Consider the following 12,021-nt stretch of genomic DNA (forward strand, 5'->3'; position numbering starts at 1 on the left):
TCACAAAAGAAAAAGGCTTGCCGGAGCAAGCCTTTGAAAGAAGGGAATCAAGCTTGCTGGCGATGCTTCTTTTCCAGCTTCTTCTTGATCCGGTCGCGTTTAAGCGTGGACAGGTAATCGACAAACAGCTTGCCGTTGAGGTGGTCGCACTCGTGTTGGATGCACACCGCCAGCAGGCCTTCGGCAATCATCTCGAACGGCTTGCCGTCACGGTCCAGGGCCTTGATCTTGACGCGCTGGGGACGGTCGACGTTCTCGTAGAAGTCGGGCACCGACAGGCAGCCTTCCTGGTACTGGCCCATCTCGTCGGTCAGGGTTTCGAACTCAGGGTTGATAAACACCAGGGGCTCGCTGCGGTCTTCGGACAGGTCCATGACCACGACGCGCTGATGCACGTCGACCTGGGTCGCGGCGAGGCCGATACCCGGGGCTTCATACATTGTTTCAAACATGTCATCGACCAACTGACGAACCTTGGCGTCCACTACGGCCACTGGCTTGGCGATGGTGCGCAGGCGTGAGTCCGGAAATTCGAGGATGTTCAAAATAGCCATAAGCGTAATTGCTGCACATGTGAGGTAAAGGCAAGTCGGCGCCGGGGATGGACCCTTGATGTGCCGGGATAAGTGCCGTGGGAAAACGTCCGAAAGCCGCGAAGGCCAAGGCGTTTCACGCGAATGCACATAATAAAGGAGATTCACCCCATGAGGAAATCGCTACTCGTCTTGCTGCTGTGGGCCCAGGCCGTTATTGCCCAGGTTCCCGAGAGCTATCCACAGCCCGGCCAACCGTTGCCGCTTCATACGCAGCAGGCCATCCAGCGCTTTTTACTGCACAACCGCATTCTCGATACCCCCCAGGAACTGGAGCACGCTCCCTATATTGTTGCAGCAGATGCCGGACGAGTATTGGGCGCCGATGGCGAGCGTATTTATGCGCGAGGTGCCCTGAACCCTACCGCCGAAAGCTACGGGATCTTCCGTCGCGGCAAGGCCTATACCGACCCGCAAAGCCAGGAATTGCTGGGTATCAACGTCGACGACATTGGCACCGCACGTTTTGTGACGGCGGGCGATGTCAGCACGTTGGGTGTGCAGCGCGTCACCCAGGAAGTGCGGCCCGGCGACCGATTGCTCAGCCAGCAAGCGCCCACCGACCTCGCCAGCCTGGTGATTCAGATGCCTGCTCGCGCCACTGCCGGGCACATCATCGACGTGCCACGGGGCGTGACGCAGATCGGCGTGCTGGACGCGGTGACGCTGAACAAGGGCCGTCGTGACGGCCTGACGGAAGGCCATTTGCTGGCCGTGGTGAAAACCGGGGAAACCGTTCGGGACCGAGTAACCGGTGCTCCGGTGAAGATGCCCGACGAGCCGGCCGGGACGCTATTGGTGTTCCGCACCTACGAAAAGCTCAGCTACGGCCTGGTGCTCAGCGCGTCGCGTTCGCTGGCGGTAATGGACCGTTTTGAGGCGCCTGAACGAAGACAATAATTAGGTTGCTAAATAAGTTACCAACAGAGTTATCCACAGCTTGTTCCGATCAAGGACGATCATATGTTACCGACGAATGACCGTGAAATTTCCCCGGCAGAACTGGAAGCCCGACTACGCTTGCACAGGCTGCCGGAACTGGGTCCCAAGGGCTTTAAAAAACTTATCGAGGCCTTTGGTTCTGCGTCAAAAGCCATCAGCGCACCGGCCAGTGCCTGGCGCTCCCTGGGGCTCAAGGTGGCCAGCGCCGATGCCCGGCGTTGCGAGGAAGTACGTGATGGTGCCAGTGCGGCATTGGCCTGGTTGGAGCGTCCGGCCCAGCATTTGCTGATGTGGGACCAACCCGACTACCCGGCATTGCTTGCAGAATTGGATGACGCACCCCCGCTATTATTCGTCGCCGGCAACCCGGCGATTCTGGAGAAACCGCAGCTGGCGATGGTCGGCAGCCGTCGCGCCTCCAGGCCAGGAATGGATACCGCCGCCGCGTTTTCCCGCAGCCTGGCGAGTGCCGGTTTTGTCATCACCAGTGGCCTTGCCCTGGGTATCGACGGTGCTGCTCACCAGGCGGCTTTGGATGTTGGTGGACATACAATCGGCGTGCTGGGCACCGGGCTCGAAAATTTTTATCCACAGCGCCATCGACGCTTGGCCGAGGCGATGATTGCCCAAGGCAGCGCCGTGGTTTCCGAGTTTCCGTTGGACGCCGCGCCCCAGGCCGGCAACTTCCCGCGCCGCAACCGTATTATCAGTGGCCTGTCGCTTGGGGTACTGGTGGTGGAGGCCAGCATGGCCAGCGGTTCGCTGATCACCGCGCGGCTGGCGGCGGAGCAAGGGCGCGAGGTATACGCCATCCCCGGCTCCATCCATCACCCCGGGGCCAAAGGCTGCCATCAACTGATCCGCGATGGCGCGGTGCTGGTGGAAACCATCGAGCACATTCTCGAAAACCTGCGTGGCTGGCAGGCCCTCTCCCGCCCGGCGCCGATTGCGGTCAATCATCCGCTGGTGGCGCTGTTGCACGCGGCGCCCCACACCAGTGAAGCCCTGGCGATTGCCAGTGGCAGGGCCTTGTCCGAGGTGCTGGCCAGCCTGACGGAGCTGGAACTGGAAGGCCGGGTGATCTGCGAAAGCGGGCGCTGGCTTGCGCGCGGCTAGGTTTTGTAACGAAGATCGGTAAACTGCGCAGAGCTTTAGTCCGGAGAGTGAGTAATGGTCAACAGGTGGCGTGTGCGAGAAGCCGCACGAGAAATTCGCGCAGGCGCAGTGATTGCCTATCCAACCGAGGCGGTCTGGGGCCTGGGCTGTGACCCTTGGAACGAAGAAGCGGTGGATCGGTTGCTGGCGATCAAGGGCCGGTCTGTGGATAAGGGGCTGATCCTGATTGCCGACAATATCCGTCAGTTCGATTTTCTCTTCGAAGACTTTCCCGATGAGTGGATGGACCGCATGGCCAGTACCTGGCCTGGTCCGAATACGTGGCTGGTGCCCCATCAGGACTTGCTGCCCGAGTGGATTACCGGGGTGCATGACACGGTGGCGTTGCGGGTGACTGATCATCCGCAAGTGCGGGATCTGTGCTCGCTGGTCGGGCCACTGATTTCCACCTCGGCCAACCCGCAGGGCCGCCCGGCGGCGCGCACGCGGATTCGTGTGGAGCAGTACTTCCGCGGGCAGGTGGATCTGGTATTGGGCGGGAATCTGGGTGGGCGCAAGAACCCGAGTCTGATTCGGGATCTGGCGACGGGTGAGGTTGTGCGGCCTTCCTGAGACCGAGCCGCCTGCTTTCGCGAGCAAGCCCGCTCCCACATTTGACCGAGTCCAACTTTTGGAACGCGGACAAATGTGGGAGCGGCGGTGCGACGATTCGACTTGCTCGCGAAGAGGCCCTCAAAGCCGCTGAAAATCCAACGCCCTATGGCAACAGAATGGTCGACCCAGTCGTCCGCCGCGCCGACAACTCAATTTGCGCCTTCGCCGCATCCCCCAACGAAAACCGTTGGTTAATATCAATCTGCAGCTTCCCGCTGATGATCATCGAAAACAGATCATCCGCCATCGCCTGCAGGTTTTCCGGGTTGTTGGCATAGGTCGCCAATGTCGGCCGGGTCACATACAGCGAGCCCTTGGCCGCCAGAATCCCCAGGTTGACCCCATCCACCGCCCCCGAAGCATTACCAAAACTCACCACCAAACCGCGTGGCGCAACGCTATCCAAGGAGGTGAGCCAGGTGTCCTTGCCTACGCCGTCGTACACCACTGGGCACTTCTTGCCGTCAGTCAGTTCCAGCACGCGTTGTGCGACATTTTCCTTGCTGTAGTCGATGGTTTCCCAGGCGCCGAGGGATTTGGCCAGCGCGGCTTTTTCCGGCGAACTCACGGTACCGATCAGCTTCACGCCCAGGGCCTTGGCCCATTGGCAAGCCAGGGAGCCGACGCCACCGGCAGCGGCGTGGAACAGAATGGTTTCGCCGCCCTTCAACTCATAGGTCTGGCGCAACAGGTACTGCACCGTCAGGCCCTTGAGCATCGCGCCGGCGGCCTGTTCGAAGCTGATGTCGTCCGGCAGGTGCACCAGGTTGGCAGCCGGCAACACATGCAATTCGCTGTAGGCGCCCAGCGGGCCGCTGCCGTAGGCCACGCGATCGCCGACCTTGAATTGAGTGACTTCGCTGCCCACCGCATCAACCACGCCGGCACCTTCCGCGCCCAGGCCCGACGGCAAGGCCGGTGGTGCATACAGGCCGCTGCGGAAATAGGTGTCGATGAAGTTCAGGCCAATGGCCTTGTTCTGCACGCGAACCTGCTGCGGGCCGGGTTCTGCCGGGGTGTAGTCCACATACTCAAGCACTTCGGGGCCGCCATGGGCACGGAACTGGATACGTTTGGCCATCTGCACTCTCCTTAAGTCATTTCGCGTAGCCCCCTATCGGACTCCTAAGCTTGATCTTCGTCAACTGTGGCAGCAGTGGGTGCAGTGGTATCCTGTGCGCCCATTTGCCGCCGATGCCCAATGGCCTCGTGTAGCGTTGCCCGATTCAAGGTGATGTCATGACTACCCGCACCGAGGCTGTCAAAGCCTACCTGCTTGACCTGCAAGACCGCATTTGCAGCGCCCTGGAAACCTTCGAGACGGACACTCGCTTCATCGAAGACGCCTGGACCCGGCCTGCCGGCGGCGGCGGTCGCACCCGTGTGATCGAAAACGGTTCGGTAATCGAGAAAGGCGGCGTTAACTTTTCCCACGTGTTTGGCAGCGGCCTCCCACCGTCCGCCAGTGCCCATCGCCCGGAATTGGCCGGTCGCGGTTTTGAAGCCCTCGGCGTGTCGCTGGTGATCCACCCGCACAACCCGCATGTGCCGACTTCCCACGCCAATGTGCGTTTTTTCATCGCTGAAAAAGAAGGCGAAGAGCCTGTGTGGTGGTTTGGCGGCGGCTTCGACCTGACGCCCTACTACGGCAACGAAGAAGACTGCATCCACTGGCACCGCGTCGCCGAACAGGCCTGCGCGCCGTTTGGCCCGGACGTTTATTCACGCTACAAGGCCTGGTGCGACACCTACTTCCACATCAAGCACCGCAACGAACCGCGTGGCATCGGCGGTTTGTTCTTCGATGATTTGAACGAGTGGGACTTCGACACCAGTTTCGCCTTCATGCGCGCCATCGGCGACGCCTACATCGACGCCTACCTGCCGATCGTCCAGCGCCGCAAGGCCATGGCCTATACCGAGCAGCAGCGCGAATTCCAGGAATTCCGCCGTGGCCGCTACGTCGAGTTCAACCTGGTCTACGACCGTGGCACTTTGTTTGGCCTGCAATCGGGCGGGCGTACCGAGTCGATCCTGATGTCGCTGCCACCCCAAGTGCGCTGGAGCTATGACTGGAAAGCCTCCCCCGACAGCGAAGAAGCGCGCCTAACCGACTACTTCCTGCAAGACCGCGACTGGCTGGGTGTGCTGCCCAAGGCGGCGGTCTGATGGATCGTTATGTCGTCTTCGGCAACCCCATCGGCCACAGCAAGTCGCCGCTGATTCACCGTCTGTTCGCCGAACAGACCGGCGAGCAACTGGACTACAGCACCTTGCTCGCGCCGTTGGAGGATTTCACCGGCTGTGCAAAAGCATTTTTCGCACAAGGCCGTGGCGCCAACGTCACCGTACCGTTCAAGGAAGAGGCCTATCGCCTGGCCAACGCCCTGACCGAACGCGCCCAACGGGCCGGCGCGGTGAATACCCTGAGCAAGCTCGGCGATGGCAGCCTGTTGGGAGATAACACCGACGGCGCCGGCCTGGTGCGGGATTTGACGGTGAATGCCGGGTTCAGCCTGCAAGGCAAACGCATCCTGCTGCTGGGCGCCGGTGGTGCGGTGCGCGGCGCGTTGGAGCCATTGCTGGCTGAGCAGCCGGCTTCGCTGATCATTGCCAATCGCACCGTGGAAAAAGCCGAATTGCTCGCCGAGCTGTTCGACGATCTCGGCCCGGTGTCCGCCAGCGGTTTCGACTGGCTGCGTGAACCGGTGGACCTGATCATCAATGCCACGTCCGCCAGCCTGTCAGGCGATGTACCGCCGATTGCCGGCAGCCTGATCGAACCCGGAAAGACTTTTTGCTACGACATGATGTATGGCAAAGAGCCTACGGCTTTCTGCCGCTGGGCCGGTGAGCAGGGCGCGGCGGTGGCAATGGATGGCCTGGGGATGCTGGTGGAACAGGCCGCGGAAGCGTTCTTCCTGTGGCGCGGTGTGCGCCCGGATTCGGCGCCGGTGCTGGCTGAATTGCGTAGCCAACTGGCCTGACGCAATCCGAATGTGGGAGCGGGCTTGCTCGCGAATGCGGTGGATCAGTCGATACATACGGCGACTGTCACACCGCATTCGCGAGCAAGCCCGCTCCCACAGTTTTAACCGCATTCAGTCTTCGAAATGGATGGGGCATTGGTCGGCCCCTTCCAGTTTCCTCAACTCTTCCACCACCTGTGGCCGGGCCTTGCGCAACGCCAGGCTGCGCCCCACTCCATTCAATCGGCGCGCTTCCTGGTGCAGCATTTCCACCCCGGAATAGTCGATGAAGTTGATCTGCTGCGCCTCGATCACCACCCGCTGGCCGTGCAGGCTTTGCAGCCGCACCTGCAGGTAATGGCTGGCGCCGAAAAAGATCGACCCGCCGACCCGCAGCACATCGTCCTCTCCGTCACGCCATTGCTGGACCCGCGGCTGTGAGGTGCGCTTGAGGTAGAAAAACAGCGACGCCAGCACCCCGGCGTAAATGGCCGTTTGCAACTCCAGCAACAGCGTGGCGATGCAGGTCAGGCTCATCACCACGAACTCTGCGCGGCTGACCCGGAACAGCGCCCGAATACCACGATGGTCGACCAACCCCCAGCAAATCAGCAGGATGCTGGCGGCCATGCTCGGGATCGGGATATGCGCAATCAATGCCGCACCGAACAGCGCGAACAACGCCACCCACAACGCGGAAAACACTCCCGCCAGCGGCGAACAGGCGCCTGCCTCATAACTCAGGCCCGACCGTGTGAAGGAACCCGCCGACAAGTACCCCGAGAAAAATCCACCGACGATGTTGGATAAACCCTGGGCGCGCACTTCCTGATTTGCATCGAGCAATTGTTGGGAGCGGGCCGACAGTGAGCGCGCAATCGACAGGCTGGTCACCAGCCCCAGCATGCCCACCGCCACGGCACTCGGCAGCAGGCGCAGGACCATGTCCAGGTCCATCGGCAGCGGGCTGAACGGTGGCAGCTTGCCGACAAATGAACTGACCCGCGCCACCTCCCCGAACATCGTCGGCCACAGCCACGGGATGAGGCTGCCCAGGGCCAGCGCGATCAACAGGGTTGGCCAGCGCGGTACCCAGAGTTTCAGCAGCACCCCCACCAGCAAGGTGCCGAGCCCGAGCACCAGTGAAGGACGATTCCACTCCCCGGCATGGTTGATCAGCGCCAGCAGACTGTTGATCGCCGTGGCCTGGCTGGGCAGGTCCAGCCCCAGCAGGTTGGGCAGTTGGCCCAGGGCGATCACCACCGCAGCGCCGAGGGTGAAGCCGAGCACCACTGAATGCGAGACGAAATTCACCAGGGCGCCGAAGCGCAGCATACCCAACAGCCATTGGAAGACGCCGGCCAGGAATGTCAGCAACAGGATGAGTGTGATGTAGTCCTGGGAGCCGGGCACGGCCAACGGGCTGACGCTGGCGTAGAGCACGATAGAGATGGCTGCCGTGGGGCCGCAGATCAGGTGCCAGGAAGAGCCCCACAAGCAGGCGATCAATACCGGGATGATCGCGGCGTACAGGCCATACTCCGGTGGGAGACCGGCGATCAGCGCGTAGGCAATGGACTGGGGTAATGCCAGGACTGCACCGCTCAGGCCGACGACCGCGTCCCTTCCGACGCCGGCGCGGGTTTGGCGCGGGAGCCAGCTGAGGAAGGGAAAGAGTGTATGGCGGTTGGGCCAGGGCATTGGAAACTCGGTTGAAGAGGTTTGAATCAGAGTATCAGGCTCATGATGATCGTTCCCACGCTCTGCGTGGGAATGCCGTCCTGGACGCTCTGCGTCCGCTCTTGAGTCGTGACGCGCAGCGTCACCGGATGCGTTCCCACGCAGAGCGTGGGAACGATCAGTGCATCAGAGTTTGGCTTTTACAGCGGCCAGTGCATCCTGGCCATCGACGGTTTTAACCCCGTCCAGCCACTTGTCCAGCACCGCCGGGTTCGCCTTGATCCACGCCTTCGCCGCGTCCGCATTACTGAGCTTCTTGTTCACCACCTCAGCCATGATGGCGTTCTCCATCTCCTGGGTGAAACTCAGGTTGGTCAGCAATTTCCCCACATTCGGGCACGCCTGTGCATAGCCCTTGCGGGTCAACGTATACACGCTGCCGGTGTCACCAAAGTACTTCTCCCCACCCTTGAGGTAATGCATCTTCAACTGCACGTTCATCGGGTGCGGCGTCCAGCCGAGGAAGGTCACGAACTTCTGCTTTTTCACCGCCCGGGACACTTCGGCCAGCATCGCCTGTTCACTGGACTCGATCAGCTTCCACTGGCCCAGGTCGAAGTCGTTTTTCTTGATGATTTCCTGCAACGAGAGATTCGCCGGCGCACCCGAACCGATGCCGTAGATCTTCTTGTCGAACTTGTCGGCAAACTTGTTCAGGTCGGCAAAGTCATGCACCCCGGCGTCCCAGACATAGTCCGGCACGGCCAGGGTGAACTCGGTGCCGTCGAGGTTCTTCGCCAGTTGCACCACATCGCCATTGGCCACGAACTTGTCGTAGAAGCCCTGCTGCGCCGGCATCCAGTTACCCAGGAACACGTCCACCTGGCCGTCCTTGAGCCCGCCAAAGGTGATCGGCACCGCAAGGGTATCGACCTTGGCCTTGTAGCCCATGCCGTTCAACAGGAAACCGGTAATGGCATTGGTGGCGGCGATATCGCTCCAGCCCGGATCGGCCATCTTCACGGTGTCGCAGCTGGTGTCCGCGTAGGCGCCGGCACTGCTCAATGCCAGCAGCGCAACGCTCAACACGGTGGATAACTTTTGCATGGCCTTCCCCTCAGTTTTATTGGTTTTGGCAGGGTTGTGGAAAACGTGCCTTGCGCTCCAGATCGTCGAGGTCGATATGGTTGCGCATGTATTGCTGACTGGCGTCTACCAGTGGCTGGTGGTCCCAGCTCTTCAGCTTGCCCTGGGTCAGCGCCTCGAACACCAGGCGGCGACGGCGTTGGCTGGCGAGCACCTGCTGGTGGATCGCCGGGATGTCCCATTTGGCCCGCGCTTCATGCAAAAACGCCTCGAACAGTGGCCGGTGTTCCGGTGACTGGCTGAGGTCCTCCCGCTCGTGCGGGTCGTTGTGCACATCGAACAGCAGGCACGGATCGTCCTCACTGTAGATGAACTTGTAGGCACCACGGCGGATCATCATCAGCGGGCTGATGGTGCCCTCGGCCATGTACTCACCGAACACTTCGTCGTGCCCGCCCTGCCCTTGCAGGTGAGACACCAGCGAGCGGCCGTCCAGCGCCAGCCTCGGGTCCAGCTCGCCGCCGGCCAGTTCCACCAGGGTAGGCAGCAGGTCGGCGGTGGACACGGCGGCGGTCACCCGGCCGGCGGCAAACTGCCCCGGCGCGCTGATCAGCAGCGGCACCCGGGCGGCCATTTCAAACCAGTGCATTTTGTACCAGAGCCCGCGTTCGCCGAGCATGTCGCCGTGGTCGCCGGAGAAGATGATGATGGTGTCATCGGCCAGGCCCGTGTCTTCCAGGGTTTGCAGGAGCTTGCCGACGTTGCTGTCAATGTAGCTGCACGCGCCGAAGTAGGCGCGGCGTGCATCGCGGATCTTGTTCAGCGGCAGCGGCTTGTCCCACAGGTCATAGACCTTGAGCAGGCGCTGGGAGTGAGGGTCGAGGTCAGCCTGTGGCGGTGTTGCAGGCAGCGGGATGTCGTTGTCGTCGTACAGGTCCCAGAACGGTTTGGGAATGGTGTAAGGGTCGTGTGGGTGCGTCATCGACACGGTCAGGCAGAACGGCTGGTCGCCATCTTCGCGGATATGGTCGAACAGGTACTGCTGGGCCTTGAACACTACCTCTTCGTCGAAATCCAGCTGGTTGGTGCGCACGCACGGCCCGGCCTGCAGCACCGACGCCATGTTGTGGTACCAGGAGGGGCGCACGTCCGGCTCATCCCAGTTCACGGCCCAGCCATAGTCGGCCGGGTAGATGTCACTGGTCAGGCGTTCTTCATAGCCGTGGAGCTGGTCGGGGCCGCAAAAATGCATCTTGCCCGACAGCGCTGTGCGGTAGCCAAGGCGACGCAGGTAGTGGGCATAGGTCGGCACGTCGGCGGGGAAATCGGCTGCGTTGTCGTAGGCGCCGATCTTGCTCGGCAACTGGCCGCTCACCAGGGTAAAGCGCGATGGCGCACACAGCGGACTGTTGCAGTAAGCGGCGTCGAACACCACGCCCTCAGCGGCGAGGCGACTCAAGTTTGGCAGTTTGATAGGCGAAGGACCGTAGAACGGAAGCATCGGCGCGGCCATTTGATCGGCCATGATAAAAAGAATGTTCTTGCGCTTCATGGTTTTCGCGGCATTCCATAGTCGATGTTTATGCGAATGAGCATGCAGGCCATGGAAATCGTGGTAAAGCCCATGAGAAGCAATGTCTAGGATAAGCCCAGCTTATGTATGAATCCCTCGGTCACCTGTCACTCGACCTGCTGCGTGCCTTTGAATCCGCAGCGCGCCAACGCAGCTTTACGGCAGCGGCGATGGAGTTGGGCACCACTCAGCCGGCCATCAGCCAGCAGATCAAGCGCCTGGAAGAACAGCTGAAGGTGCGCCTGTTTGATCGCATCTACCGTGGCATCGAGCTGACCGACGCGGGCGCCTTGTTATTCGAGCAGGTACAGGCCGGTTTGCAGAGCATCAACCAGGGCCTGAGCGCGATTGCCGAGCAGGACCAGCATGAAGTCCTGCAGGTGGCGACCGACTTTGCCTTCGCCGCGTATTGGCTGATGCCACGCCTGCATCGTTTCCATGAAGCCAACCCGCAGGTGGACGTGAGCCTGGTCACCAGCGAGCGTAACCACGCCACGTTGCGCAGCGATATCGACGTAGCGGTGCTGTTCGGTGACGGCCGCTTCAAACAGGGCGACAGCCTGTGGCTGTTCAACGAGGAAGTGTTCCCGGTGTGCAGCCCGCAGCTACTCCAGGACCGAGTCGCGCCACCGTCGGTGCAGAGCCTGCTGGAGTTCCCCTTGCTGCACCTGCGCCAGCAAAACAACAACCAGTGGTTCGACTGGAGCGGCGTGTTCCGTGAGTTGGGCATCACCACGGCGCCCACCCCGGGCCAACTGCGTTTCGACAATTACACGCTGTTGATCCAGGCCGCGATCGCGGGCCAGGGCGTGGCCATCGGCTGGCGTCACCTTGTGGATAACCTGCTGGAGCAAAAATGGCTGTGCCGGCCGATTGGCGACACGGTGATCTCGCGCTTCGGCTATTACGTGGTGCTGCCCCAGCGCAAACGCCGCAGCCAGTTGATTGAGCGTTTCGTCGACTGGCTGATGACCGAACAGGCCAGCAGCGCACAATCGCTGACCGGTCTGGCCCTGCCGTCCATTGCGGTCTAGGATTTGCCGATCAATGAGTCCGGAGCCTGTCATGCAACGTATCAAGGGCTACCACGCCCATATCTATTTCGACGCCAACACCATCGACCAGGCGCGCAAACTCTGCGAAGACGCCGCGCAATTGTTTCCGCTGCGCATGGGCCGAGTGCATGAACGCCCGGTGGGCCCGCACCCGGACTGGAGCTGCCAGCTGGCATTCGAACCTGAATACATCGGCGTCGTGCTGCCTTGGCTGGCCCTCAACCGCAACGGCCTGGTGGTGTTCCTGCACCCGACCACCGGTGATGACCTCAAGGACCACACCGAACACGCGATCTGGATGGGGGCGATGCGCACGCTGGATCTGTCAATATTTTAAGCCTTTAATTTCCCTA

12 protein-coding genes are annotated in these 12,021 nt (G+C 61.4%); 7 read left to right on the forward strand and 5 right to left on the reverse strand.

Annotated elements, in window-relative coordinates:
* Nucleotides 1-47: 47 nt before the first annotated feature.
* Nucleotides 48-554: a peptide deformylase gene (gene def, locus V6607_RS00095; protein WP_003213617.1), complete on the reverse strand. Its 507-nt coding sequence runs from the start codon at nt 552-554 to the stop codon at nt 48-50.
* Nucleotides 555-704: 150 nt separating this feature from the next.
* Between def and V6607_RS00100 the strand changes: the two genes are divergently transcribed.
* From V6607_RS00100 to V6607_RS00110, 3 genes are all read left to right on the forward strand, one after another.
* Complete coding sequence (locus V6607_RS00100; RefSeq protein WP_134325485.1) at nt 705-1,493, forward strand: peptidoglycan-binding protein; 789 nt, start codon at nt 705-707, stop codon at nt 1,491-1,493.
* 63 nt (nt 1,494-1,556) lie between these two features.
* Entirely contained in the window at nt 1,557-2,651 is a 1,095-nt protein-coding gene (gene dprA / locus V6607_RS00105; protein ID WP_003213620.1) for a DNA-processing protein DprA, read from the forward strand.
* Between the two features lie 54 nt (nt 2,652-2,705).
* Entirely contained in the window at nt 2,706-3,263 is a 558-nt protein-coding gene (locus V6607_RS00110) for an L-threonylcarbamoyladenylate synthase (protein ID WP_003213622.1), read from the forward strand.
* A gap of 145 nt (nt 3,264-3,408) precedes the next feature.
* Here the strand turns inward: V6607_RS00110 and V6607_RS00115 are convergent, their stop codons facing one another.
* Entirely contained in the window at nt 3,409-4,386 is a 978-nt protein-coding gene (locus V6607_RS00115) for an NADPH:quinone reductase (RefSeq protein ID WP_076013283.1), read from the reverse strand.
* 158 nt (nt 4,387-4,544) lie between these two features.
* Between V6607_RS00115 and hemF the strand changes: the two genes are divergently transcribed.
* Both hemF and aroE read left to right on the forward strand, forming a co-directional pair.
* Complete coding sequence (hemF, locus tag V6607_RS00120; protein WP_134325486.1) at nt 4,545-5,474, forward strand: oxygen-dependent coproporphyrinogen oxidase; 930 nt, start codon at nt 4,545-4,547, stop codon at nt 5,472-5,474.
* A complete protein-coding gene (aroE, locus tag V6607_RS00125; protein ID WP_134325487.1) occupies nt 5,474-6,292 on the forward strand; it encodes a shikimate dehydrogenase in 819 nt (272 codons plus the stop codon). Before hemF ends, aroE begins: the two co-directional genes overlap by 1 nt.
* 114 nt (nt 6,293-6,406) lie before the next feature.
* Here the strand turns inward: aroE and V6607_RS00130 are convergent, their stop codons facing one another.
* The 3 genes from V6607_RS00130 to betC all read right to left on the reverse strand — a co-directional run bounded on the left by V6607_RS00130 (nt 6,407) and on the right by betC (nt 10,592).
* The gene (locus tag V6607_RS00130; RefSeq protein WP_134325488.1) at nt 6,407-7,975 is read right to left on the reverse strand and encodes a SulP family inorganic anion transporter; all 1,569 of its coding nucleotides are present in this window, start codon (nt 7,973-7,975) and stop codon (nt 6,407-6,409) included.
* Between the two features lie 165 nt (nt 7,976-8,140).
* Nucleotides 8,141-9,061, reverse strand: coding sequence for a choline ABC transporter substrate-binding protein (gene choX / locus V6607_RS00135; protein ID WP_003213633.1), 921 nt, complete (start codon nt 9,059-9,061; stop codon nt 8,141-8,143).
* A 16-nt stretch (nt 9,062-9,077) separates the two neighbouring features.
* Nucleotides 9,078-10,592 (reverse strand): choline-sulfatase, encoded by a 1,515-nt coding sequence (betC, locus tag V6607_RS00140; RefSeq protein ID WP_008439571.1) that lies wholly within the window; start codon nt 10,590-10,592, stop codon nt 9,078-9,080.
* Between the two features lie 104 nt (nt 10,593-10,696).
* Between betC and V6607_RS00145 the strand changes: the two genes are divergently transcribed.
* A complete protein-coding gene (locus tag V6607_RS00145; RefSeq protein ID WP_134325489.1) occupies nt 10,697-11,647 on the forward strand; it encodes a LysR family transcriptional regulator in 951 nt (316 codons plus the stop codon).
* Nucleotides 11,648-11,678: 31 nt separating this feature from the next.
* A complete protein-coding gene (locus tag V6607_RS00150; protein WP_003213639.1) occupies nt 11,679-12,005 on the forward strand; it encodes a DOPA 4,5-dioxygenase family protein in 327 nt (108 codons plus the stop codon).
* Nucleotides 12,006-12,021: the final 16 nt, after the last annotated feature.

This window comes from Pseudomonas sp. KK18, from assembly GCF_037094675.1.
In the GTDB taxonomy this organism is placed as follows: domain Bacteria; phylum Pseudomonadota; class Gammaproteobacteria; order Pseudomonadales; family Pseudomonadaceae; genus Aquipseudomonas.